The sequence below is a fragment of the Methylobacterium organophilum genome, assembly GCF_022179465.1.
Lineage (GTDB): Bacteria > Pseudomonadota > Alphaproteobacteria > Rhizobiales > Beijerinckiaceae > Methylobacterium > Methylobacterium organophilum.
The window spans coordinates 1-22,432 of record NZ_BPQV01000017.1; the positions used below are offsets into that span (position 1 = coordinate 1).

A 22,432-nucleotide genomic window follows, 5' to 3' on the forward strand; every position below is an offset into this window, starting at 1 on the left:
ATCCGTGAAGGCGGCCGAACCGTCGGTGCCGGCGTCGTCGCCGCCATCAACGACTAAGCCATCCGGCACGAGCTACCGACAGGGGACGAAGAGGGGCGGGCCCTCGCGCCCGCCCTTCACGTTCCCGCCGAGGTAATCAGGTCATGAACGGTCAGAATATCCGCATCCGCCTCAAGGCGTTCGACCATCGCATCCTCGATGCGTCGACCAAGGAAATCGTCTCCACGGCCAAGCGCACCGGCGCCCAGATCCGTGGCCCGATCCCGCTGCCGACCCACATCGAGAAGTTCACCGTGAACCGCTCGCCGCACATCGACAAGAAGTCCCGCGAGCAGTTCGAGATGCGCACGCATAAGCGGGTGCTCGATATCGTCGACCCGACTCCGCAGACCGTGGACGCGCTCATGAAGCTCGACCTCGCCGCGGGCGTGGACGTGGAGATCAAGCTCTAAGTCCGCCTCGGACCTAGAGCTTCCTGTTTCATCGCGCGAGGGAGAGACCTATGCGCTCAGGCGTCATCGCACGGAAGGTCGGCATGACCCGCGTCTTCACGGACGCAGGCGAACACGTGCCCGTCACCGTGCTCCAGATCGATCAGTGCCAGGTTGTGGCACACCGTACCACCGAGAAAGACGGCTACGTCGCGCTGCAGGTCGGCGTCGGCAAGGCCAAGGTGAAGAACGTCTCGGCTGCCGAGCGCGGCCGCTTCGCCGTCGCCAAGGTCGAGCCGAAGCAGAAGCTCGCCGAGTTCCGCGTGTCCGAGGACGCGCTGATCCCGGTCGGCGCCGAGATCACCGCCGACCACTTCATCCCGGGCCAGTTCGTCGACGTGACGGGCACGACCACGGGTAAGGGCTTCGCCGGCGGCATGAAGCGCTGGAACTTCGGCGGTCTGCGCGCCACCCACGGCGTGTCGATCTCCCACCGCTCGATCGGTTCGACCGGTGGCCGCCAGGATCCGGGCAAGACCTTCAAGAACAAGAAGATGCCGGGCCATCTCGGTGTCGAGCGGGTGACCACGCAGAATCTGCGCGTCGTGCGCACGGATCCGGAGCGCGGCCTCATCCTCGTCGAGGGCGCCGTTCCCGGCGTCGCCGGCGGCTGGATCCAGGTCCGCGACGCGGTCAAGCGCGCGCTCCCCGCCGACGTGCCGCAGCCGGGCAAGTTCCGTGAGAACGGTGCTGCCGCCGCGGCTCCCGAAGCGCCCGCCTCCGAGGAGAACGCGTGATGAAGCTCGATATCACCACGCTCGACGGCGGCTCCGCCGGCTCGGTCGAGCTCAACGAGGCGATCTACGGCCTTGAGCCGCGCGCCGACATCCTGCAGCGCATGGTGCGCTACCAGCTCGCCAAGCGGCGCGCCGGCACCCATGCGGTGAAGAACCGTTCGGATGTCGATCGCACCTCGAAGAAGCTGTACAAGCAGAAGGGCACCGGCAACGCCCGTCACGGCGCCGCCTCCGCCCCGCAGTTCCGCGGCGGTGGACGTGCCTTCGGTCCGGTCGTGCGCAGCCATGCCCACGACCTGCCCAAGAAGGTGCGCGCGCTTGCCCTCAAGCATGCGCTCTCCACGAAGGCCAAGGCCTCGACCCTGATCGTCGTCGACGACATCAAGATCGAGAGCTTCAAGACCAAGGCGCTCATCGAGCGCTTCGGCAAGCTCGGCCTCTCGAACGCGCTGATCATCGGCGGGGCGGAAGTGGACGAGAATTTCGGCCGCGCCGCTCGCGCCATCCCGCAGATCGACGTTCTGCCCGTGCAGGGCATCAACGTCTACGACATCCTGCGCCGCGACACGCTCGTGCTGACGCGCGCCGCCGTCGACGCGCTGGAGGAGCGTTTCAAATGAGTGCCGATCCGCGCCACTACGACGTGATCGTCTCCCCGGTCATCACCGAGAAGGCGACCAACCTCACCGAGCAGAACAAGGTCGTCTTCCGGGTCGCCCCGAAGGCCACCAAGCCGCAGATCAAGGACGCGGTCGAGAAGCTGTTCGACGTCAAGGTCACGAGCGTCAACACGCTCGTCACCAAGGGCAAGAAGAAGTTCTTCCGCGGGCAGCGCGGGCAGCGTTCGGACGTGAAGAAGGCGATCATCACCCTCGCCGAGGGTGACACGATCGACGTCACGACCGGCCTCTGAGACTTGAAGCGTTAGGATCAAGCCGATGGCCTTGAAGACATTCAAACCGGTCACGCCGAGCCTGCGCCAGCTCGTGCTCGTCGACCGCCGTGAGCTCTACAAGGGCAAGCCGGTGAAGGCGCTGACCGAGGGCAAGACCTCCTCGGGTGGCCGCAACAATCTCGGTCGCGTCACCGTCCGCTTCCGCGGCGGTGGCCACAAGCGGGTCCTGCGCAACGTCGACTTCAAGCGTCGCGAGAACCTGAACGTGGCGGCGACCGTGGAGCGGATCGAGTACGATCCGAACCGCACCGCCTTCATCGCGCTCATCACGTTCCCCGACGGCAAGCAGAGCTACATCCTGGCTCCGCAGCGCCTCTCCCCCGGCGACACCGTCGTCGCGGGCGAGACCGTCGACGTGAAGCCGGGCAATGCTGGCCCGATCGGCAACATGCCGGTGGGCACGATCGTCCACAACGTCGAGCTGAAGATCGGCAAGGGCGGCGCGATCGCCCGGTCCGCGGGCAACTACGCCCAGATCGTCGGCCGCGACCAGGGCTACGTGACCCTGCGCCTGAACTCCGGCGAGCAGCGCCTGGTCCATGGCCAGTGCTTCGCCACCGTGGGCGCGGTCTCCAACCCCGACCACATGAACATCTCGCTCGGCAAGGCCGGGCGCAATCGCTGGCTGGGCAAGCGTCCGCATAACCGCGGCGTCGCCATGAACCCGGTCGATCACCCGCACGGCGGCGGTGAGGGTCGCACCTCGGGCGGCCGGAACCCGGTCACGCCCTGGGGCGTGCCCACCAAGGGGAAGAAGACCCGGTCCAACAAGCGGACCGACACCTTCATCCTGTCCAGCCGTCATAACCGCAAGAAGTAACCACCATGGCACGCTCCCTTTGGAAGGGGCCGTTCGTCGACGGCTACCTCCTCAAGAAAGCCGACGCCGCGCGCGGTTCCAGCCGCAACGAGGTCGTCAAGATCTGGAGCCGCCGCTCCACGATCCTTCCGCAGTTCGTGGGCATCACCTTCGGTGTGCACAACGGACACAAGCATATCCCGGTCTACGTCACCGAGGAGATGGTCGGGCACAAGTTCGGCGAGTTCTCGCCGACCCGCACCTTCCCGGGCCACGCGGCCGACAAGAAGGCGAAGAGGCGCTGAGATGGGCAAGGCTGCCACCCCCCGCGCGCTCCCCGAGAACGAGGCGAAGGCCGTCGCGCGCATGCTGCGCGTCAGCCCTCAGAAGCTCAACCTCGTGGCGGCGCTGATCCGCGGCAAGAAGGTCGAGACGGCGCTCGCCGACCTCGAATTCTCGCGCAAGCGCATCGCCCGCGACGTGAAGAAGTGCCTCGAGAGCGCGATCGCCAACGCCGAGAACAACCACGACCTCGACGTGGACGACCTGGTCGTGAGCCAGGCCTTCGTCGGCAAGGCGCTGGTTCTCAAGCGTTTCCACGCCCGTGCCCGCGGCCGCGGCGCGCGCATCCTGAAGCCCTTCTCGAACCTCACGATCGTGGTTCGCGAAGTGCGCGCCGAAGCGGCCTGAGGAGTTTCCGATGGGACAGAAAGTCAATCCGATCGGCCTGCGGCTCGGCATCAACCGGACCTGGGATTCCCGCTGGTTCGCCGAGAAGGGCGAGTATGCCCGGCTGATGCACGAGGACGTCGCGATCCGCGCCGCCCTCATGAAGCAGCTCAAGCAGGCCGCGGTCTCCAAGATCGTGATCGAGCGTCCGCACCGGAAGTGCCGCGTCACCATCCACTCGGGCCGCCCGGGCGTGGTGATCGGCAAGAAGGGTGCGGATATCGAGAAGCTGCGCAAGCTCGTGAACACGATGACGAAGGCGGACGTCGCCATCAACATCGTCGAGGTGCGCAAGCCCGAGATCGACGCCACCCTGGTGGCCGAGTCGATCGCCCAGCAGCTCGAGCGTCGCGTCGCCTTCCGTCGCGCCATGAAGCGCGCCGTGCAGTCGGCCATGCGTCTCGGTGCCGAGGGCATCCGCATCAACTGCGCCGGCCGTCTCGGCGGCGCGGAGATCGCCCGCACGGAGTGGTACCGCGAGGGCCGCGTTCCGCTGCACACCCTGCGCGCCGATGTCGATTACGGCGTCGCCACGGCGTTCACGACCTACGGCACCTGCGGCATCAAGGTGTGGGTGTTCAAGGGCGAGATCCTCGAGCACGACCCGATGGCGCAGGACAAGCGCGCTCAGGAAGAGGGCGGCCGCTCCGGCGGGCGTCGTGAGCGCGATCGCGAGGGCGGCCGCGAGGGCGGCCGCGAGGGTCGCCGCGATCACGCCAACGCGTGATCGCAGCCACCTGAAGCATATGAGAGGCTGCCATGCTGCAACCCAAGAAGACCAAGTTCCGCAAGCAGTTCAAGGGGCGCATCCATGGCGCGGCCAAGGGCGGCTTTGAGCTGAACTTCGGCCAGTTCGGCCTCAAGGCGATGGAACCCGAGCGCATCACCGCGCGCCAGATCGAGGCGGCCCGCCGCGCGATCACCCGCGAGATGAAGCGTCAGGGCCGCGTGTGGATCCGGGTGTTCCCGGATCTGCCCGTCACCGCCAAGCCCACCGAAGTCCGCATGGGCTCCGGTAAGGGTGCCCCCGAGTACTGGGCGGCCCGCGTCCATCCCGGCCGCATCATGTTCGAGGTCGACGGTGTCGCCGAGGACATCGCCCGCGAGGCTCTGCGCCTCGGTGCCGCGAAGCTGCCGGTGCGCACGCGCGTCATCCAGCGCATCGCCGATTGATAGGAAGAAGGATCATGAAGTCTACGCAAAGACTGTCTGATCTGCGCGCGATGTCGGCGGATCAGCTTTCCGACGAGCTCGTCAACCTGAAGAAGGAGCAGTTCAACCTGCGCTTCCAGGGTGCGACGGGCCAGCTCGAGAACGTCGCCCGGGTCCGTGAGGTCCGGCGCGACATTGCCCGCGTCCGCACGCTGCAGCGTCGCAAGACGCTCGACGCGGCCAAGGCCTGAGGAGATAACGCCATGCCCAAGCGCATCCTTCAGGGTGTCGTCGTCAGCGACAAGACCGACAAGACCATCGTCGTGAAGGTGGAGCGTCGCTTCACCCACCCGGTGATGAAGAAGACCGTCCGTCGCTCGAAGAACTACCATGCCCACGACGAGGGCAACGTGGCCAAGATCGGCCAGACGGTGTTCATCGAGGAGTCGCGGCCCTATTCCAAGACCAAGACCTGGAAGCTGGTCGAGGATCAGGCCGCTGCGGCCGAGGCGGCCGGCACCGCCGCCTGAGGTCTTCCTCGGGACAGGTTCGAAGCGGGCGCGAGCTTTCGCGCCCGTTTTCGTTTGCGGGCAGACCGCTTCCTCCCCCGTCGACGCCGCCAAGGGGTCGCCGGGATGCGGAAGCGGGCGATCGCCGCGATATGGCCTTGCGCGATGGACGGACTCATTGTAATGGGCACGCCTTCGCGACAGTCCATGGGATGTTCGCATCCCTTCGTACGCGGTGACCGCGCCGGCGTTCAAAGCGCCGATTGCGCGGTCTCTCTTATGAGCCGGGGACGTCAGATCCCCATCAGGCGTCGTCCGCCGGGCAATACCGCCCGCGTGCGGAAACCCGCCTGAAACAAGGAAAGGTCACTCCTGTGATCCAGATGCAGACGAATCTGGACGTCGCCGACAATTCTGGTGCGCGTCGCGTGATGTGCATCAAGGTGCTCGGCGGGTCGAAGCGCAAGTATGCCGGCGTGGGCGACATCATCGTCGTCTCCGTGAAGGAGGCGATTCCGCGCGGCCGCGTGAAGAAGGGCGACGTCATGAAGGCGGTCGTCGTTCGCACCGCCAAGGACGTGAAGCGCGCCGACGGCTCGGTGATCCGGTTCGACCGCAACGCGGCCGTCCTGATCAACAATCAGAAGGAGCCGGTCGGCACCCGTATCTTCGGGCCGGTGCCGCGCGAGCTGCGCGCCCGCAACCACATGAAGATCATCTCGCTCGCTCCTGAGGTGCTGTGATGGCCGCCAAGATCAAGAAGGGCGACACGGTCGTCGTTCTCACCGGTCGCGACGCGGGTCGCTCCGGCGAGGTCATCCAGGTGCTGCCGAAGGAGGACAAGGCCTTCGTTCGCGGCATCAACCTGGTGAAGAAGCACCAGCGCCAGACCCAGAACCAGGAAGGCGGCATCATCTCCAAGGAGGCTGCCATCCACCTGTCCAACATCGCGGTGGCCGATGCCAACGGCAAGCCGACCCGTGTTGGGTTCCGCATCCTCGACGACGGGCGCAAGGTCCGGTTCGCCAAGACCACGGGGGATCAGATCGATGGCTGAGGCCGACAAGAACGCCTACGTCCCGCGTCTGCGCAAGCACTACGACGAGGTCGTCCGGCAGAAGCTGATCGAGCAGTTCGGGTACAAGAACCCGATGCAGGTCCCGCAGATCGAGAAGATCGTCATCAACATGGGCGTCGGCGAGTCCACTGCCGATTCCAAGAAGGCCTCGGTGGCGGCGGGCGACCTCGCCCTCATCGCCGGCCAGAAGCCGGTCATCACCCGCGCCCGCAAGGCGATCGCGACCTTCAAGGTCCGCGAGGGCATGCCGATCGGCTGCAAGGTGACGCTGCGCAAGCAGCGCATGTACGAGTTCATGGATCGCCTGATCACGATCGCGCTGCCGCGCGTTCGCGACTTCCGCGGCCTGAACCCGAAGTCCTTCGACGGCCGCGGCAACTACGCCCTCGGCCTGAAGGAGCATTTCGTGTTCCCGGAGATCTCCTACGACAAGGCGGAGCAGCCCTGGGGCATGGACATCGTCATCCAGACGTCCGCCACGACGGACGAGGAGGCGCGCGCGCTCCTCGCCCAGTTCCGTTTCCCGTTCCGGCAGTAAGCGGCGGCAACGCTCGCTTATACGCGGACACCGGAGAGAGAAGACATGGCTAAGAAGAGCTCAGTCGAAAAGAACAACCACCGCAAGGCGCTGGTGAAGCGCTTTGCCGAGAAGCGGAAGGCGCTGCTCGAGATCGCGAACAACGAGTCGCTCGGCATGGAGGAGCGCTTCGAGGCGCGCCTCAAGCTCGCCGAGCTGCCGCGCAACTCGTCGCCCACCCGCATTCGCAACCGTTGCGAGATCACCGGGCGCCCCCGCGCCTATTACCGGAAGCTCGGGATGTCCCGTGTTGCCCTGCGCGAGCTCGGCAACAAGGGCCTGATCCCGGGTCTCGTGAAGTCCAGCTGGTAAGGGGGAGCGACCATGGTCAACGATCCCGTGGGTGACATGATCACCCGTATCCGCAACGGCCAGCTGCGCCGCCGCAACGTCGTCCAGACGCCCGGCTCGAAGCTGCGCAAGAGCGTGCTCGACGTCCTCAAGTCCGAGGGCTACATCCGCGACTACGCGACCACCGACCTCGGCAACGGCCGTTCGGAGTTCGCGATCGAGCTGAAGTACTTCGACGGCCAGCCCGTCATTCGCTCGATCAGCCGCGTGTCGAAGCCCGGCCGCCGCGTCTACTCGTCCGTGGGCGAGCTGCCGCGCGTCGCCGACGGCCTCGGCGTCACCATCATCTCGACCCCGCAGGGCGTCATGGCCGATCACGAGGCGCGCGAGCGCAACGTCGGCGGTGAAGTGCTCTGCAAGGTGTTCTGATCCGGAGGACAGCGACATGTCTCGCGTAGGCAAGAAGCCCGTCCCCGTCCCCGCCGGCGTCACCGCCACGGTCACGGGTCAGACGGTGAAGATGAAGGGCTCCAAGGGCGAGCTCCAGTTCGTGGTGCCGCCCCAGGTCATCGTCGAGTTCAAGGACGGCGCCGTCTCGGTGCAGCCCAAGGACCAGTCGAAGCAGGCCCGCTCCCTGTGGGGCACCTCGCGCGCCCAGGTGGCGAACCTCGTCGAGGGCGTCTCGAAGGGCTTCGAGAAGAAGCTGGAGATCACCGGCGTGGGCTACCGCGCCGCGATGGCCGGTAAGGCGCTCAAGCTGTCGCTCGGCTACAGCCACGACATCGAGTACGAGATCCCGGCCGGCATCACCATCGTGACGCCGAAGCCCACGGAGATCGTGGTCTCGGGCATCGATCGTCAGCGCGTCGGCCAGGTGGCCGCGGAGATCCGCGAATACCGTGGCCCCGAGCCCTACAAGGGCAAGGGCGTCAAGTACGCCGGCGAGTTCATCTTCCGCAAGGAAGGCAAGAAGAAGTAAGGGGGCGATCATGTCGAACAAGAACGAAGCCCTCATCCGCCGCAAGGCGCGCGTCCGCCGCGCCCTGCGCGCGGCCGCCAATGGCCGTCCGCGGCTGTCGGTGTTCCGCTCGTCCAAGCAGATCTACGTCCAGGTCATCGACGACGCGGCGGGCCGTACGCTCGCCTCCGCCTCGACCCTGGAGAAGGATCTCAAGGGCAGCCTGAAGACCGGCGCCGACGTCGCCGCCGCCACCGCGGTGGGCAAGCTCGTCGCCGAGCGCGCCAAGGCGGCCGGCGTGTCGAAGGTCATCTTCGACCGCTCGGGCTACCTCTATCACGGCCGGGTCAAGGCCCTGGCCGAAGCCGCCCGCGAGGGCGGTCTGGAGTTCTGAGGAACTTCTCCCTCCCCCGTCTCGGGGGAGGGGAACCATCGAGCGAGCGGGCGTCACGCCCGCGTCAGTGAGATCACGGGAAAGAACAATGGCACGTGAACGCGAGGGTCGTCGCCGCGACGACCGCGAGGAGCGCGACAGCGAGTTCGTGGACAAGCTCGTCCACATCAACCGCGTCGCCAAGGTGGTGAAGGGTGGCCGTCGCTTCGGCTTCGCGGCGCTCGTCGTCGTCGGCGACCAGAAGGGCCGCGTCGGCTTCGGCCACGGCAAGGCCCGCGAGGTGCCGGAGGCCATCCGCAAGGCGACGGAAGCCGCCAAGCGCGGCCTGATCCGCGTCAGCCTGCGCGAAGGCCGCACGCTGCACCACGACGTCAACGGCCGTCACGGCGCCGGCAAGGTGATCCTCCGCGCGGCCCCGCAGGGCACCGGCATCATCGCGGGCGGCCCGATGCGCGCCGTCTTCGAGACGCTGGGCATGCAGGACGTGGTGGCCAAGAGCCTCGGCTCTTCGAACCCCTACAACCTCGTGCGCGCCACCTTCGACGCGCTCAAGAACGAGGACAGCCCGCGTTCGGTCGCGGCCCGTCGTGGCCTCAAGGTGTCCGCGCTCCAGGCGCGCCGCCGCGATGCCGACCCGGCCGACACCTCTGAAGCCGCCGTGGCGTAAGGGGAGGGCAGAATGGCTAGCAAGACTGTCCGCATCGAGCAGGTCGGTTCGCCGATCCGCCGCGAGGCCTCCCAGCGCCAGACGCTGATCGGCCTCCGGCTGAACAAGCTGCACCGCGTCTCCGAGCTGGAGGACACTCCGGCGGTGCGCGGCATGATCCGCAAGGTCGCGCATCTCGTGCGCGTCCTCGACGACGCCGCGGCGTGAGGAGGGCTCCACCATGAAGCTCAACGAGATCCGCGACAACGAGGGCGCCACCAAGGCGCGCATGCGTGTCGGCCGGGGCATCGGCTCCGGCAAGGGCAAGACCGCGGGCCGCGGCGTGAAGGGTCAGAAGGCCCGCACCGGCGTGGCCATCAAGGGCTTCGAGGGCGGCCAGATGCCGCTGCATCGTCGCCTGCCGAAGCGCGGCTTCAACAACATCCACGCCGCCGACCTGAACGAGGTGAATCTCGGCCGGGTGCAGGAGGCCGTGGATGCCGGCAAGCTCGACAAGGCCGCAACCGTGACGGTCGACGCCCTCGTCAAGGCCGGCGTGATCAGCCGCGCCCGCGACGGCGTGAAGCTGCTCGGCGTCGGCGAGCTGACCGCGAAGCTCAGCTTCGAGGTCACCCGCGCCTCCAAGTCGGCCATCGAGGCCGTCGAGAAGGCGGGTGGCTCGGTGACCACGGTCTACGCCGCCGGCGTCGCGCATCGCGGCACGGTTGCGTCGGCCTGAGCCAGCCCTTAAGTCGAACAACCGAGCGGCGGCCCGTGCGACGCGCGTGGCCGCCGCTCCTGTTTTCGGGACGCGCGAATCGCGTCCGAACGCCCATTTCCGGGAACGCGTGACATGGCCTCAGCCGCCGAGCAGCTTGCCGCCAACCTCAATTTCGGCGCCATCGCCAAGGCCGACGAGCTGAAAAAGCGGATCTGGTTCACGATCGGCGCGCTGATCGTGTTCCGGCTCGGCACCTACATCCCGATTCCCGGCATCGACCCCGAGCAGTTCGCCCGGAACTTCCAGAACCAGGCGGGCGGCGTGCTCGGCCTGTTCAACATGTTCTCCGGCGGCGCCGTCGAGCGCATGGCGGTGTTCGCGCTGAACATCATGCCGTACATCTCGGCCTCGATCATCGTTCAGCTCCTCACCTCGGTCGTGCCGAGCCTGGAGGCGCTGAAGAAGGAGGGCGAGTCCGGCCGCAAGGTCATCAACCAGTACACCCGCTACCTCACGGTGGTGCTGGCGCTGGTCCAGTCCTGGGGCATCGCCTTCGGCCTGCAGGGCTCGAATGCGGTGATCAACCCGGGCCCGTTCTTCATCCTCTCGACCGTGATCACGCTCACCGGCGGCACGTTGTTCCTGATGTGGATCGGCGAGCAGATCACCTCCCGCGGCATCGGCAACGGCTCCTCGCTGATCATCTTCGCGGGCATCGTCGCCCACCTGCCGGCGGCGATCTTCGGCGCCCTCGAGCTGTCGCGCACTGGCGCGCTCTCGCCGGCCATCCTGCTCGGCGCCGCCGTGGCCGCGGTCGCCCTGGTCTATTTCATCGTGTTCATGGAGCGCGCCCAGCGCCGTCTCCTGATCAACTATCCGAAGCGCCAGGTCGGCAACCGGATGTACGAGGGCCAGACCTCGTTCCTGCCGCTCAAGCTCAACACCTCGGGCGTGATCCCGCCGATCTTCGCCTCGTCGCTGCTGCTGCTGCCGACGACCGTGGCGAGCTTCTCGGCCAATCAGGGCTCCACCGGCATCCTCGGCACGCTGACGGCCTATCTCGGCCACGGGCGGCCGCTCTACATGGTGGCCTACGCGGCGCTGATCATCTTCTTCACGTTCTTCTACACCGCGGTGGTGTTCAATCCGCAGGAGACGGCGGACAACCTGAAGAAGCATGGCGGCTTCATCCCGGGCATCCGCCCCGGCGAGCGCACCGCCGCCTTCATCGACAAGGTGCTGACCCGCATCACCGTGATCGGCGCCCTCTACCTGACTTTCGTCTGCCTGGTGCCGGAGATCGTGGCCTCCTACACCTCGGCGAGCCTCGGCTTCGGCGGCACCTCGCTGCTGATCGTGGTCTCCGTGACCATGGACACGGTCGCCCAGATCCACGGGCACCTGATGGCGCATCAGTACGAGGGCCTCGTGAAGAAGGCGAAGCTGCGCGGCGCCTCCACCACGCGCCGCCGTTGAGTGACAGACCGGCCCGCCTCTCCACCAAAGGTGCGGTGGACGGGCCTTGAGGAATTGCGCAGAAACGCGGGCTGCGGCTAAGCGAAGCGCCGTCAGGCCGCGAAGCAAGAGCCCGGGCGCGGGCCTTTGAGGACAGGAAGGGACGCCATGCGGATCATTCTGCTCGGACCCCCCGGGGCGGGGAAGGGTACCCAGTCCGAGCGCATCGTGCAGCGCTACGGCATCCCTCAGCTCTCGACGGGCGACATGCTGCGTGCGGCGGTCGCCGCCGGCACGCCGGTCGGGCGCGAGGCCAAGGCGATCATGGAGAGCGGCGGGCTCGTGCCGGACGCGGTCGTGGTCGGCATCGTCGCCGACCGGATCGAAGAGGCGGATGCCAAGCCCGGCTTCATCCTCGACGGCTTCCCGCGCACCGTGGAGCAGGCCCGGGCCCTCGACGCCATGCTCGCCGACAAGGGCATCGCCCTCGACGCGGTGGTGGAGTTCGTCGTCGACGAGAACGCCCTCGTCGGCCGCATCGCCAAGCGCGCGGAGGAGACGGCCGCCAAGGGCCTGCCCGTGCGCAAGGACGATACGCCGGAAGTCTTCAAGACCCGGCTCGAGGCCTACAAGAAGCAGACCGCGCCGCTCTCCGACTATTATGCCGGAACGGGGCTCCTGAAGCAGCTCGACGGCATGAAGCCGATCGACGCGGTCACCACCGAGGTCACGGCGCTGCTCGACGGCTACCGCGAGGCCGTCGCCTCCTGAGGCGTTCCGGCGTGACGGCGGCTTAGGCCGCCGCCGCGGGGCGAAGCCCGCCGTTCCCCCGTTGCAGAGCTCGCCTCTCGCGAAAGCGTTTGTCCGTGCGCAGGCCGGATGCAAGGAGGCGGGCATGACGCCCATGCCCCCCACGTCCGACACGACCCTCTCGGCCGGGCTCCTGCGGATCCTGGCGGTCGCGGCCGGCAGCGCGGTCGCCAACAGCTACTACAATCAGGCCTTCCTCGGGCTTCTGGCCCATGATTTCGGCGTCGCCTCCGGCACGGTGGCCACGATCCCCGTGCTGTCGCAGCTCGGCGGCGCCTGCGGCGTCCTGTTCCTCGCCCCCCTCGGGGACCGGTTCGAGCGGCGGGCGCTGATCCTGGCCACCGTCGCGGCCCTGGTCGTCACCCTGATCGCGGCCGCGCTCAGCCCGAGCCTCGCCTGGCTCGCCGCGGCGAGCCTCGGCGTCGGTCTCTTCGCGACCGTCGCGCAGCAGATCGTGCCCTTCGCGGTCCAGCTTTCCGCCCCCTCGGAACGCGGCCGCGTGATCGGGACGGTGCTCAGCGGCATCCTCATCGGCGTCCTCGGGGCGCGGGCCGTGAGCGGGGTGATCGCCGACGCCCTCGGCTGGCACGCGGTCTACTGGTTCGCGGTGGCCCTCACCGGCACGGTCGGCCTCGTGCTGGCCCTGGTCCTGCCGCGGATCGAGCCGACGACGCGGCTCAGCTACCCGCATCTCCTCGCCTCGATGGTCACGCTGGTGCGCAGCCATGCCGGCCTGCGCCGCGCCATGGCGATCCAGTTCCTGATGTTCGGCGCCTTCATGGGCTTCTGGTCGACCGTGGCCCTGCATCTGCGCGAGCCGGTCTACGGCCTCGGCGGCACCGCGGTGGGTCTGCTGGCGCTGGCCGGCATCGCCGGAGCGCTCGCCGCGCCGCGGGCCGGGGCGCTCGCCGACCGGCACGGCCCCGCCAGGGTCGTCTCCGCCGGCACCGGCCTCGTCATCGCCGCCTTCCTGCTGTTCCGGCTGCTGGACGGCAGCCTCGCCGCCCTCGCCGCCGGGGTGCTGGTGATGGATCTCGGCGTGGCCTCGTCCCAGGTCGCCAACCAGGCCCAGGTGCATGGGCTCGATCCCCAGGCCCGGAGTCGCCTCAACACCGTGTTCATGGCGACGATGCTGCTCGGGGGCGCCTTCGGTGCGGGAATGGGCGGTCTCGCTTTCCAGCAAGCGGGCTGGACCGGCGCCTGCCTCTTCGGCGCGGGCGCCGCGGCCCTGGCGCTGCTGCTGTCGCGCCGGGGATGAGGGACGCCTTCGGACTCGGAAGATCCGTAAAGGGCGCGTTGACATCTTTGCGCGCCTGCGCTAGGCGAGCCACCTTCGTCGAGACACGATCAGGTCCGGGGCACCTTCGAGAAAGGCTGCTTGCGGGCCGATTTGTCGTCTTGAGGGCGCGCAGGGGCCGGCCTCCACCGGACGCGCGCTTGTCACAGGCAAAAACGGCAGGGCTGCGGCCCGCCCCATGGAGTGCAGTCTTGGCTCGTATCGCTGGCGTCAACATCCCGACCAACAAGCGCGTCGTCATCGCGCTTCAGTACATCCACGGCATCGGCCCGCAGAAGGCCGGCGAGATCACCGAGAAGGTCGGCATCCCCGCCGAGCGCCGGGTGAACCAGCTCACCGACGCCGAGGTGCTCCAGATCCGCGAGACCATCGACCGCGACTACGTCGTCGAGGGCGATCTGCGCCGCGAAGTCTCGATGAACATCAAGCGCCTGATGGATCTCGGCTGCTACCGTGGCCTGCGCCACCGCAAGCAGCTCCCGGTCCGCGGCCAGCGCACCCACACCAACGCCCGCACCCGCAAGGGCAAGGCGAAGCCGATCGCCGGCAAGAAGAAGTAATTCTGGCATTGGAAGGCCGTGCGTCGCTCGGCCTTCTTTGCGTCGCGCCGGGTGCTCCCCTGCGGCGGCGGTTGATCGGGACGGACCTGCACGGCAGCCGCGCCCACGTGATGAAACATCCCGAGCGCCTGGTGTTACGGGCGTGATTGAAGGACCAGCGAGAACAGAATGGCCAAGGAACCGACCCGCGTCCGCCGGCGCGAACGCAAGAACATCGTCTCGGGCGTGGCGCATGTGAACGCCTCGTTCAACAACACGATGATCACCATCACCGACGCGCAGGGCAACACGATCTCCTGGTCGTCCGCCGGCGCCATGGGCTTCAAGGGCTCGCGCAAGTCGACCCCGTACGCCGCCCAGGTCGCCGCCGAGGATGCCGGCCGCAAGGCCGCCGAGCACGGCATGCGCACCCTCGAGGTCGAGGTCTCCGGCCCCGGCTCCGGCCGCGAGTCGGCCCTTCGTGCCCTCCAGGCCGCGGGCTTCACCGTGACCTCGATCCGCGACGTCACCTCGATCCCGCATAACGGCTGCCGGCCGCGCAAGCGCCGCCGCGTCTGATCGGACGGGATCGACGGAACGAACGAGGCTGAAAACGGAGACGCCGGTGGCGAACGACACGACGGCCCTTCCGGGTGTGCTGCGCTGGAATCTCGGCGACCTCACGGTCACCGCGCTCAATGACGGCTACTTCGAAGGGTCGCTCGATCTCGTCACGGGCATCTCCAAGGAAGAAGCCGGCGCCCTCCAGGCCGCCGGTTTTCGTCCGCAGGCCCCGCTGATCACGCTCAACGCGTTCCTCGTCACCGGGGCCGGCCGCAAGCCGGTCCTGATCGACACCGGCTACGGCAAGCTCGGGCCCGAGACCCTCGGCCGCGTTCCCGCTGCCCTCGCGGCGGCGGGGGTGAGGCCGGAGGAGATCGAGACGCTGATCCTCACCCATCTGCATCCCGACCATGCCGGCGGGCTGCTGACGGGGGACGACCGGGCGGCCTATCCCAACGCCGAGCTGCTGGTGCATGCCGACGAGGTGGCGCATTGGCTGCCCGACGAGGCGCTGGCCAAGGCTCCGGAGGGGGCCAGACCCTATTTCGAGGGCGCCCGCAAGGCGGTCGCGCCCTACAAGGGTCGGCTGCGCGATCACCGGGGCGGCGAGGTCGCGCCGGGCATCGACGCGGTCCATCTGCCCGGGCACACCCCGGGCCATTGCGGCTTCCGGATCTCGTCCGGGGGCCAGTCGCTGTTGCTGTGGACCGACGTGGTCCATCTGCCGGCGATCCAGTTCAAGAACCCGCAAGCCGGCGTCGTCTTCGACGTGGACGGCGAGCAGGCGCGGGAGACCCGCAAGCGCGTCCTCGACGAGGTCGCGAGCGAGAAGACGTTCATCGCCGGCTCTCATCTCGAGTTCCCGGCACTCGGCCACGTCGCCCGGGACGGTGCAGGCTACAGCTTCGTGCCGGCGCTCTGGGTGGCGGGAGTCCGGTAGGCGGAACGAGACTTTGGGGACCGGGCGCGCCAGGGCGGGCGCATCCGGCCGAAGCGCTAGAGCCCTCGCGGGCGGCGCAGGATTGGACGAGAGGTAGGACCGTGGTCATTCAGAAGAACTGGCAAGAGCTCATCAAGCCGAACAAGCTTCAGGTCTCGGCCGGGGACGACCCCAAGCGCGTCGCCACCGTCGTGGCCGAGCCCCTCGAGCGCGGCTTCGGCACCACGCTCGGCAACTCGCTGCGCCGCGTGCTCCTGTCCTCGCTCCAGGGCGCGGCCGTCACCTCCGTCCAGATCGACGGCGTGCTGCACGAGTTCTCCTCGATCCCGGGCGTGCGCGAGGACGTCACCGACATCGTCCTCAACATCAAGACCATCGCCCTGCGCTCGCAGTCCGACCAGCCCAAGCGCATGACCCTGCGCAAGACCGGCCCGGGCCTCGTCACCGCGGGCGACATCAGCGTCGTCGGCGACATCCAGGTGCTGAACCCCGACCTCGTGATCTGCACCCTGGACGACGGCGCCGAGATCCGCATGGAGTTCACGGTCGCCACCGGCAAGGGCTACGTCCCGGCCGAGCGCAACCGCCCCGAGGACGCGCCGATCGGCCTGATCCCGGTCGACGCCCTGTTCTCGCCGGTGACCAAGGTGAGCTACCGCGTCGAGACCACCCGCGAGGGCCAGGATCTCGACAAGGACAAGCTGACTATGACGGTCGAGACCAACGGCGCCGTGTCGCCGGAGGATGCCCTGGCCTATGCCGCGCGCATCATCCAGGACCAGCTCCAGGTCTTCGTGAACTTCGAGGAGCCCCGCAAGGAAGAGGCCGCGCCGCTCGCGCCGCAGCTGCCCTTCAACCCGGCCCTGCTCAAGAAGGTGGACGAGCTGGAGCTGTCGGTCCGTTCGGCGAACTGCCTGAAGAACGACAACATCGTCTATATCGGCGACCTCATCCAGAAGTCCGAGGGCGAGATGCTGCGCACCCCGAACTTCGGCCGCAAGTCGCTCAACGAGATCAAGGAAGTGCTGGCCGGGATGGGCCTGCACCTCGGCATGGACGTTCCCGGCTGGCCGCCGGAGAACATCGAGGATCTCGCCAAGCGCTTCGAAGAGCACTACTGAGCAAGCCGCATCGGGGCGCCCGCGGGCGCCCCTTCGCGCGAAGAACTCCCGCCGCGGGGTCAAGCGGATCCATGAAGAACAGCCTCCCTGGCGAGGCGCCCGACCGTTCCGTGGCACGGCGGCCGGGTCGAGAGAAGGACAGCCATCATGCGTCACGGTTTCCGCGGTCGTCGCTTCAACCGCACCCCCGAGCACCGCAAGGCGATGTTCGCCAACATGTCCGCCGCGCTGATCAAGCACGAGCAGATCGTCACCACCCTGCCCAAGGCCAAGGACCTGCGTCCGGTCGTCGAGAAGCTGATCACCCTCGGCCGCGTCGACAGCGTGCATAACCGCCGCCTCGCCATGGGCCAGCTGCGCGACGCCGCCATGGTCACCAAGCTCTTCACGGTGCTCGGCCCGCGCTACCAGGCCCGTCCGGGCGGCTATTGCCGCATCATGAAGGCCGGCTTCCGCTACGGCGACAACGCCCCGCTCGCCGTGATCGAGTTCGTCGACCGCGACGTCGACGCCCGCGGCAAGGATTCCGGCCCCGTGGTCGGCGGCGAGGCCGAGGCGGCCTGATCCGGGCCACAAGGCCATCTTTTCAAGGAAGGGCGATCCGAAAGGGTCGCCCTTTTCTGTTCTTCCGGGCCAATCGCACTATGATGCCTGTCCTCGACAAGAGGAGAAAACAGGTCATGCGTCGCTCGATTATTCTATTCTTATTCTTTTCTTGTGGTCTTGCCGGATCCGCGCAGGCGCACCTGTCGATGGACGACAAGGCCGATCTCTGGCCGCGGGCCAGCATGACCGACAAGATCGATTTCACGAACCGGATGGGCAAGGCCTTCTCGGCGCTCTCGCCGAACCTCGACAACCACTATTTCATGCGCTGCCTGGAGGAGACGGCCAATATCGGTAATCCCGGCGCGCTGCGGCTCGAGGATTTGGTGAAGGCCTGCGTGTCCCTCGACAAGAAGGAGCCGTAGCCCAGGGGCGCCCGCAGCCTGAGTCGCGCTCACGCCGCGCCGAGCAGGCCCGCGACCTGGGCGGCGAGCTCGCCGGAGCCGAAGGGCTTCATCAGCACCGGCAGGTCCTCGGGGATCGCGACGGCGTCGGCATGGCCGGTCAGGATCAGGACCGGCGTCCCGGGGAAGCGCCGGCGCACCTCCGTGGCGAACTCCACCCCGTTCATGCCCGGCATGGCGAGGTCGGCCACGACGAGGTCGAAGCGGGCCCCGTCCATGGCGTTCAGCGCCGACGGGCCGTCCACGGCCTCCGATTCCGCGTAGCCGAAATCGTGCAGGAAGGAGGCGGTGACGTGCCGGACCTCGGCGTCGTCGTCGACGACGAGGACCCGGGCCGAGCGCCGGGGCGCCGGCCGGTCGCCGTTGACGGTGACGGTGCCGCTCTCCGTCTCCCCCACGGCCCGCGGCAGGGCCAGCTCCACCTGCGTGCCCCGCCCGACCTCGCTGCGGATCCGCAGGCGTCCCTTGGCCTGCTGGGCGAGGCCGAACACCATGGCGAGGCCGAGCCCCGTGCCCTGGCCCACGGCCTTGGTGGTGAAGAAGGGCTCGCAGACGCGCTCCAGCAGCTCGGGCGGGATGCCGGTGCCCTCGTCGGTCACCGTCACCAGGGCGTAGTCGCCGTCGGCGAGCTCCGCTTCGCCGGAGACATGGGCGGCTCCGGTCGCGATCGTGATCGCGCCGCCTTCGGGCATCGCGTCCCTGGCGTTGATGCAGAGATTGAGGATCGCGAGTTCGAGCTGATCGGGATCGACGCAGGCCTGTGGCGTCTCGGAGGCGAGCGCCGTGCGCACGGTGACGAGCCCGCCGAGGCTGCGGCCGAACAGGTCGCTCATGCCGTCGATCAGGGCGTTCACGTCGACGCTGCGCAGGCGCAGATCCGGCGTCCGGCTGAAGCTGAGCAGGCGCTTGGTCAGGGCGGAGCCGCGCTGGGCCGCACCGGTGGCGTTGTCGATCAGGCGCTTCACCCGCGGCTGGTCGGCGACCTTCGGGCCGGCGAGCTCCAGGCTGCCGAGGATCGCGGTCAGCAGGTTGTTGAAGTCGTGGGCGATGCCCCCCGCGAGGGTGCCCAGCGCCTGCATCTTGTCGGTCTGGCGCAGGCGGGTTTCCATCAGCCGCTGCTGCGTCACGTCCCGCTCGATCACGGCGAGATGGGACACGTCCCCGGCCGTGTCGCGGATCGGGACGCGGCTCACCTGCGTCCAGCGCTCGGCCCCCGCCGGCCCCGTCGCGACGACGGCCTCGGTGGGCTCGGCGCCGGAGACGGCAAGCGCCTCGGCCCCGCGCACCGCCTCGGCCGCGGCGGGATCGAGGAACTCCGCCTCCTGCCGCCCCATGCAGGCGGCGGGCTCGGCCCCGAGGGAAGCCGCCTTGCGGGCGTTGAGGCGGACGAAACGGCCTTCCGAATCCTTGAAGGCGATAGCGTCCTCGGAATGGTCGAGCAGGCCGCGCAGCAGCGCCCGTTCGGTGGCGAGGTCGCGGGCGAGCCGGTGGCGCTCATAGGCGTTGCGCACGGTGCTGCGCAGCAGGGCCGGGTCCCACGGCTTGGTCACGTAGCCGATGATGCCGCCGCGGTTGAGCGCGCCGATCACCGCGGTGATGTCGGCATAGCCCGTGAGCAGGATGGCCTGCGCCTCGTGGAAGCTGCGCGCTTCGGCCAGCAGCGCGTCGCCGGTCAGGCCCGGCATGCGCTGGTCGGAGATGATCACGGCGATGTCCGGGTCGGCCCGCATGATCGCCAGCGCCTCGACGGGGCGGGTCGTGGTGACGACGCGGTAATCGTCCTCGAACAGGTCCTCGAGAGCGATGAGGATGTCCGGTTCGTCGTCGACGGCGAGGATCGTACCTTTGGTCATGCGTCCGCCGTCTGTCGCGGGATCCCGATGACGAAGCAAGCCCCACCGCCCGGCGCTGTCTCGACGCTCAGGGTGCCGCTATGCGCCTGCACGACGCTGTAGGCAATCGCCAAGCCGAGGCCGGTGCCGGAGCCGACGGGCTTCGTCGTGAAAAAGGGCTCGAAGATCCGCTCCCGCAGCGCTTCCGGGATGCCGGGGCCGGTGTCGCTGATCCGGATCACGTCCGTCTCCGCCTCGGCCCGGGTCGCCACCGTGATCGTGCCGGGGCCCGCGATCGCATCGGCGGCGTTGCCGAGGATGTTCATGACGACCTGATTGAGCAGGGCCGGGGTGCAGCAGATCTCCGCCCGCCCGGCGAAATCCCGGATCACGGTGATGCGGTCGCCGAGCTTGTGCTGGATCAGGGACAGGACGGTCTCGATCGCGTCCGGCACGTTGACGAGGGAGCGCTCGCCCTCGTCGAGGCGGGAGAACTTGCGCAGGTTGAGCACCAATTCCTGGATCCGCGTCAGGCCCATCCGCATGGAGCCGACCCGGTCGCGCGCCTTGGTCAGGGCCTTGCGCGCGCCCTCGTCCTCCGGCGGCGCCATCTCCGTGAGCAGGCGCTCCACGGTGCCCTGATGGGCCAGGATGAAGGCGAGGGGATTGTTGATCTCGTGGGCGATGCCGGCCACCAGTTCGCCGAGGGAGGCCATCTTGGCGGCCTGGACCAGCTTGGCCTGGGCCTCCGTCAGCTTGCGGTTGGCGGCGGCGAGGTCCTGGTTCGCCTGCTCCAGGGCGTCGGCGAGGGCCGCGCGGGCCTCCGCCGCCTCGGCCTCGGCCCGGGCGCGTTCGAGCGCACGTTCCCGGGCCCCGAATTCGCCGGTGATGCGGCGGTTGTCCTCTTCGAGAAGCCGGCGCCGGACCAGGCCGCGCACCCGCATCGCCAGGATCTCGCCGTCGGTCTTGGCGACCACGTCGTCGGCGCCGGCGGCGAAGGCCTCCACGTGGATCGCCTTGTCCGGGTTGCCGCTCGCGACGCCGAGCAGCTGGAAGGCTCCCGTCGCGCTGGTGCCGTCCTGCAGCGCCAGGCTGCGGCGCGCCGCGATCTCCCGGCACAGGGCGAGCCCGTCATAGGCGTGCCCGAGCAGATCGACGGTCACGCAGTCGAAGGCGGCGCCCGGCGCGTCGAGGGCGGCCAGCGCCGTCGCCCGGTCGGCGGCGGTCTCGACGGCATGGCCGTCCTGGCTGAGCAGGCCGGCGAAGAAGGTGCGGTAGGTGGCGCTGCCATCCACCACGAGCACCCGGCCGCGCCGGAAGGCGGAGACGCCCGGCCCCTCCTCGGCGACTCGCTCGCGCAGGAGCGCGCGGATGCGCAGGATCAGGAGGTCGCGGTCGGCGGATTTGGCGACATAGGCGTCGGCCCCGCTCTCCAGGCCCTGGCGCTCGCCGTCCTGGGCTCCGGTCAGCATCAGCACGGGCAGGGTGCGGGTGCGCAGCGAGAGGCGCATCTGCCGGGTGAACTCGTCGCCGTTCATCCCCGGCAGGTGATGATCGGCGACGACGAGGTCGGGCAGGTCGCTGTTGAGGCGGTCGAGCGCGGCCTCCGCCGTCGCGCAGCGGTCGACGGAGAAGCCCGCGCCTTCGAGGAACAGGCGCAGCTCCAGGGCCTGGGTCTCGGAATCCTCCACGAGGAGGAGCCGGGCGGCCCGGTCCGGCGCCGCCGTTGCCAGAGTCTCCGTCATACCGTCGCCTCCGGCCAGACGCAGGCCAGGAGCTGCCCCGCCACCCGGTCGAGGGGCAGGACCTGCGCGGCCGCCGAGAGCCGCACGGCCGCGGCCGGCATGCCGTAGACCACCGCCGTGCTCTCGTGCTCGGCGATGGTGAGGGCCCCGGCCCGGCGCATGTCGAGCAGGCCGAGCGCCCCGTCCTCGCCCATGCCGGTGAGCAGCACGCCGAGCCCGCGGGCGCCCGCCTGCCGGGCGACGGAGCGGAACAGCACCGTCGCGGCCGGGCGCTGGCCGCTGACCGGCTCGGAGCCCATCACCCGCAGGGTGCCGGCGGTGCCGAGTTCGAGATGCCGGTCGCCGGGGGCGACGTAGACATGGCCGGGCTGCATCCGCTCCCCGTCCCGGGCGACGGCCACCGGCAGGGGCACGACGCTGTCGAGCCAGCTCGCGAAGCCTTCCATGAAGGCCGCGCCCATGTGCTGGACGAGCAGGACCGGCAGGGGGAAGCCCGCGGGCAGGGCGCCGATCACCTTGGCCAGGGCCGGCGGCCCGCCGGTGGAGGCCGCGATGGCGAGCACGCTCGGCTGGGCGTTCGCCGCCAGGGGGAGGGGCTCGTCCTGGATGAGGGAGGCCTTGCGCGCCGCCCATTCCGCGCCGATCGGGCGGCGGCGGATCACCGGCACCGCCGCCATGATGCGCAGCTGCGTGCAGATCTCCTCGGCGATGGCCTCGTAGCCGGCATTCGTCGTGGCCACCGGCTTCTCGACCACGGAGAGCGCGCCGGCCCGCAGGGCGTTCATGGAGATCTTGAGAGAGGAATCCTCGACCGCATCCGCGATCACCACGATCGGGGTCGGGTGCTCGGCCATGATGCGCCGGGTCGTCTCCAGGCCGTCGATGCCGGGCAGGCGGATATCCATGGAGATCACGTCCGGCCGGGTCACCGCGAGGGCGGCCAGCGCCTCCTCGCCCGAGGCCACCGCCCCGGCGAGCTCCAGCCGCGGGTCCCGCGCCACGATATGCGCGAGCAGCGTGCGCACCACCAGCGAGTCCTCCACGAGCATCACGCGCACGCGGCGGCCAGGTTCGGATCCCAT

At 68.9% G+C, this 22,432-nt stretch carries 33 protein-coding genes; 30 read left to right on the top strand and 3 right to left on the bottom strand.

The features are described 5' to 3' along the window. The first annotated feature begins 143 nt into the window (after positions 1 to 143). The 30 genes from rpsJ (at position 144) to MFF21_RS22375 (ending at position 17,734) form a co-directional block, all read left to right on the top strand. Positions 144 to 452 carry a 30S ribosomal protein S10 gene (gene rpsJ / locus MFF21_RS22230; protein WP_238314320.1) on the top strand — a complete coding sequence of 103 codons (309 nt, stop codon included), beginning with the start codon at positions 144 to 146 and terminating at the stop codon, positions 450 to 452. A 50-nt stretch (positions 453 to 502) separates the two neighbouring features. Continuing rightward, a complete protein-coding gene (rplC, locus tag MFF21_RS22235) occupies positions 503 to 1,228 on the top strand; it encodes a 50S ribosomal protein L3 (RefSeq protein WP_238314332.1) in 726 nt (241 codons plus the stop codon). After that, positions 1,228 to 1,848: a 50S ribosomal protein L4 gene (gene rplD, locus MFF21_RS22240; protein WP_238314335.1), complete on the top strand. Its 621-nt coding sequence runs from the start codon at positions 1,228 to 1,230 to the stop codon at positions 1,846 to 1,848. The genes rplC and rplD overlap by 1 nt, the downstream gene beginning before the upstream one ends. Then, on the top strand, positions 1,845 to 2,141 hold the full coding sequence (locus tag MFF21_RS22245; RefSeq protein ID WP_238314348.1) for a 50S ribosomal protein L23: 297 nt from the start codon (positions 1,845 to 1,847) through the stop codon (positions 2,139 to 2,141). The genes rplD and MFF21_RS22245 overlap by 4 nt, the downstream gene beginning before the upstream one ends. Positions 2,142 to 2,166: 25 nt before the next feature. Then, a complete protein-coding gene (gene rplB / locus MFF21_RS22250; RefSeq protein WP_238314351.1) occupies positions 2,167 to 3,003 on the top strand; it encodes a 50S ribosomal protein L2 in 837 nt (278 codons plus the stop codon). 5 nt (positions 3,004 to 3,008) lie between these two features. After that, positions 3,009 to 3,287 (top strand): 30S ribosomal protein S19, encoded by a 279-nt coding sequence (gene rpsS, locus MFF21_RS22255; RefSeq protein WP_009865532.1) that lies wholly within the window; start codon positions 3,009 to 3,011, stop codon positions 3,285 to 3,287. A 1-nt stretch (position 3,288) separates the two neighbouring features. After that, positions 3,289 to 3,672: a 50S ribosomal protein L22 gene (gene rplV / locus MFF21_RS22260; protein ID WP_238314368.1), complete on the top strand. Its 384-nt coding sequence runs from the start codon at positions 3,289 to 3,291 to the stop codon at positions 3,670 to 3,672. Positions 3,673 to 3,682: 10 nt separating this feature from the next. After that, a complete protein-coding gene (gene rpsC, locus MFF21_RS22265) occupies positions 3,683 to 4,438 on the top strand; it encodes a 30S ribosomal protein S3 (protein ID WP_238314370.1) in 756 nt (251 codons plus the stop codon). Positions 4,439 to 4,470: 32 nt separating this feature from the next. Continuing rightward, positions 4,471 to 4,884: a 50S ribosomal protein L16 gene (rplP, locus tag MFF21_RS22270; protein ID WP_238314373.1), complete on the top strand. Its 414-nt coding sequence runs from the start codon at positions 4,471 to 4,473 to the stop codon at positions 4,882 to 4,884. 14 nt (positions 4,885 to 4,898) lie between these two features. Then, on the top strand, positions 4,899 to 5,114 hold the full coding sequence (gene rpmC / locus MFF21_RS22275) for a 50S ribosomal protein L29 (RefSeq protein WP_238314375.1): 216 nt from the start codon (positions 4,899 to 4,901) through the stop codon (positions 5,112 to 5,114). A gap of 12 nt (positions 5,115 to 5,126) precedes the next feature. Then, positions 5,127 to 5,393: a 30S ribosomal protein S17 gene (gene rpsQ / locus MFF21_RS22280; protein WP_238314378.1), complete on the top strand. Its 267-nt coding sequence runs from the start codon at positions 5,127 to 5,129 to the stop codon at positions 5,391 to 5,393. Positions 5,394 to 5,746: 353 nt separating this feature from the next. After that, the gene (gene rplN, locus MFF21_RS22285; protein ID WP_238314380.1) at positions 5,747 to 6,115 is read left to right on the top strand and encodes a 50S ribosomal protein L14; all 369 of its coding nucleotides are present in this window, start codon (positions 5,747 to 5,749) and stop codon (positions 6,113 to 6,115) included. Further along, entirely contained in the window at positions 6,115 to 6,429 is a 315-nt protein-coding gene (gene rplX / locus MFF21_RS22290; protein WP_238314382.1) for a 50S ribosomal protein L24, read from the top strand. Before rplN ends, rplX begins: the two co-directional genes overlap by 1 nt. Further along, on the top strand, positions 6,422 to 6,988 hold the full coding sequence (gene rplE / locus MFF21_RS22295; protein WP_238314386.1) for a 50S ribosomal protein L5: 567 nt from the start codon (positions 6,422 to 6,424) through the stop codon (positions 6,986 to 6,988). The genes rplX and rplE overlap by 8 nt, the downstream gene beginning before the upstream one ends. 45 nt (positions 6,989 to 7,033) lie before the next feature. After that, complete coding sequence (gene rpsN, locus MFF21_RS22300) at positions 7,034 to 7,339, top strand: 30S ribosomal protein S14 (protein WP_238314403.1); 306 nt, start codon at positions 7,034 to 7,036, stop codon at positions 7,337 to 7,339. Positions 7,340 to 7,351: 12 nt separating this feature from the next. Then, positions 7,352 to 7,747 carry a 30S ribosomal protein S8 gene (gene rpsH, locus MFF21_RS22305; RefSeq protein WP_238314405.1) on the top strand — a complete coding sequence of 132 codons (396 nt, stop codon included), beginning with the start codon at positions 7,352 to 7,354 and terminating at the stop codon, positions 7,745 to 7,747. 16 nt (positions 7,748 to 7,763) lie between these two features. Then, positions 7,764 to 8,297, top strand: a complete 534-nt coding sequence (rplF, locus tag MFF21_RS22310) for a 50S ribosomal protein L6 (RefSeq protein ID WP_238314407.1) — start codon at positions 7,764 to 7,766, stop codon at positions 8,295 to 8,297. 10 nt (positions 8,298 to 8,307) lie between these two features. Further along, on the top strand, positions 8,308 to 8,670 hold the full coding sequence (gene rplR, locus MFF21_RS22315; RefSeq protein ID WP_238314409.1) for a 50S ribosomal protein L18: 363 nt from the start codon (positions 8,308 to 8,310) through the stop codon (positions 8,668 to 8,670). Between the two features lie 88 nt (positions 8,671 to 8,758). After that, entirely contained in the window at positions 8,759 to 9,337 is a 579-nt protein-coding gene (rpsE, locus tag MFF21_RS22320) for a 30S ribosomal protein S5 (RefSeq protein ID WP_012253652.1), read from the top strand. A 12-nt stretch (positions 9,338 to 9,349) separates the two neighbouring features. Then, complete coding sequence (gene rpmD, locus MFF21_RS22325; protein ID WP_238314412.1) at positions 9,350 to 9,544, top strand: 50S ribosomal protein L30; 195 nt, start codon at positions 9,350 to 9,352, stop codon at positions 9,542 to 9,544. 13 nt (positions 9,545 to 9,557) lie between these two features. Then, positions 9,558 to 10,055, top strand: coding sequence for a 50S ribosomal protein L15 (gene rplO / locus MFF21_RS22330; RefSeq protein WP_238314415.1), 498 nt, complete (start codon positions 9,558 to 9,560; stop codon positions 10,053 to 10,055). A gap of 114 nt (positions 10,056 to 10,169) precedes the next feature. Then, a complete protein-coding gene (gene secY, locus MFF21_RS22335; protein ID WP_238314418.1) occupies positions 10,170 to 11,513 on the top strand; it encodes a preprotein translocase subunit SecY in 1,344 nt (447 codons plus the stop codon). Between the two features lie 147 nt (positions 11,514 to 11,660). Then, positions 11,661 to 12,263 carry an adenylate kinase gene (locus tag MFF21_RS22340; RefSeq protein WP_238314420.1) on the top strand — a complete coding sequence of 201 codons (603 nt, stop codon included), beginning with the start codon at positions 11,661 to 11,663 and terminating at the stop codon, positions 12,261 to 12,263. Between the two features lie 124 nt (positions 12,264 to 12,387). Next, positions 12,388 to 13,560, top strand: coding sequence for an MFS transporter (locus tag MFF21_RS22345; protein ID WP_238314423.1), 1,173 nt, complete (start codon positions 12,388 to 12,390; stop codon positions 13,558 to 13,560). A gap of 230 nt (positions 13,561 to 13,790) precedes the next feature. After that, a complete protein-coding gene (rpsM, locus tag MFF21_RS22350) occupies positions 13,791 to 14,159 on the top strand; it encodes a 30S ribosomal protein S13 (RefSeq protein ID WP_238314426.1) in 369 nt (122 codons plus the stop codon). Between the two features lie 168 nt (positions 14,160 to 14,327). Next, on the top strand, positions 14,328 to 14,717 hold the full coding sequence (gene rpsK, locus MFF21_RS22355) for a 30S ribosomal protein S11 (RefSeq protein WP_009866710.1): 390 nt from the start codon (positions 14,328 to 14,330) through the stop codon (positions 14,715 to 14,717). Positions 14,718 to 14,763: 46 nt separating this feature from the next. Then, positions 14,764 to 15,642: an MBL fold metallo-hydrolase gene (locus MFF21_RS22360; RefSeq protein WP_238314429.1), complete on the top strand. Its 879-nt coding sequence runs from the start codon at positions 14,764 to 14,766 to the stop codon at positions 15,640 to 15,642. Positions 15,643 to 15,743: 101 nt separating this feature from the next. Then, the gene (locus MFF21_RS22365; RefSeq protein ID WP_238314432.1) at positions 15,744 to 16,763 is read left to right on the top strand and encodes a DNA-directed RNA polymerase subunit alpha; all 1,020 of its coding nucleotides are present in this window, start codon (positions 15,744 to 15,746) and stop codon (positions 16,761 to 16,763) included. A gap of 147 nt (positions 16,764 to 16,910) precedes the next feature. Beyond that, on the top strand, positions 16,911 to 17,327 hold the full coding sequence (gene rplQ / locus MFF21_RS22370; RefSeq protein WP_238314434.1) for a 50S ribosomal protein L17: 417 nt from the start codon (positions 16,911 to 16,913) through the stop codon (positions 17,325 to 17,327). 188 nt (positions 17,328 to 17,515) lie between these two features. Then, a complete protein-coding gene (locus MFF21_RS22375) occupies positions 17,516 to 17,734 on the top strand; it encodes a hypothetical protein (protein ID WP_238314437.1) in 219 nt (72 codons plus the stop codon). Positions 17,735 to 17,763: 29 nt separating this feature from the next. On the opposite strand, the gene MFF21_RS22380 is transcribed toward MFF21_RS22375, so the two are convergent. The 3 genes from MFF21_RS22380 to cheB are packed head-to-tail and all read right to left on the bottom strand — an operon-like array spanning position 17,764 to position 22,432. After that, positions 17,764 to 19,626, bottom strand: a complete 1,863-nt coding sequence (locus MFF21_RS22380) for a response regulator (RefSeq protein WP_238314440.1) — start codon at positions 19,624 to 19,626, stop codon at positions 17,764 to 17,766. Then, complete coding sequence (locus MFF21_RS22385) at positions 19,623 to 21,350, bottom strand: response regulator (RefSeq protein ID WP_238314442.1); 1,728 nt, start codon at positions 21,348 to 21,350, stop codon at positions 19,623 to 19,625. Before MFF21_RS22385 ends, MFF21_RS22380 begins: the two co-directional genes overlap by 4 nt. Beyond that, on the bottom strand, positions 21,347 to 22,432 hold the full coding sequence (gene cheB, locus MFF21_RS22390) for a chemotaxis-specific protein-glutamate methyltransferase CheB (protein ID WP_238314445.1): 1,086 nt from the start codon (positions 22,430 to 22,432) through the stop codon (positions 21,347 to 21,349). The genes MFF21_RS22385 and cheB overlap by 4 nt, the downstream gene beginning before the upstream one ends.